1 pseudogene (cut by a window edge) is annotated in these 634 nt (G+C 59.9%); it reads left to right on the top strand.

Going from position 1 to position 634, the window contains the following annotated elements:
- Nucleotides 1-172, top strand: a pseudogene (locus GEV06_28650) (hypothetical protein); it begins 381 nt to the left of the window's first position.
- Nucleotides 173-634 lie beyond the last annotated feature (462 nt).

Here is a 634-nt window from a genome sequence, read left to right as displayed (position 1 = left end):
CTCCACAGCTGGGCCGAGGTGCGTCTGCACAACGTCCAGGCTCGCAATACACACCGCACGCGAGCGATTTCCGGGTCCTTCACACGCTTCTGAGGCCATGACAGCTCGCGCCGAACGGTCACCGGCATCACGCGGAGCCGTTCATAGACTCCTAACTACATGTCATGAATAATGCGGGTTAGGCACGCATACTGAAGGACATCATTGTGGGCAGAAGTGCTTCACGCGGAGTGCCTTGGTGCGGTTTGAGGTGCGTCGCTATGCGCCGCCGGAATCTATTTCCAAGCGTGCACCTTAAGCCACTCGGTCATCTCTCCCTTCGACTCGCCCCGCTCGCTCAGGGCTGGCCGCGTGAGTGGAATCAATAGTTTACCGTGAGGCAGCGACCCGCGCAAAAAACACTGTGACGCAACTGGGACGTAAGGCTGTCGGGATCTCCCACAATCGGCGCGATTTCGTGGTCTTCGTCGTCCCCCTCGGGCCGTGTCGAAGACGAGGACGTCCACCATCCGATCCGAGTCCGTATAGGGGAATGGATCCAGAAGGATGTTCCGGATGACGCGGTCGATGACGGTGACGTCGCTGATGCCAAGCGCGAGCGTGGGGACGCGGGGTGCTTAACGGAAATGGGGGT

Origin of the sequence: Luteitalea sp. (genome assembly GCA_009377605.1) — a bacterium.
GTDB lineage: Bacteria > Acidobacteriota > Vicinamibacteria > Vicinamibacterales > Vicinamibacteraceae > WHTT01.
This window is presented reverse-complemented; position numbering and strand designations above follow the sequence as displayed.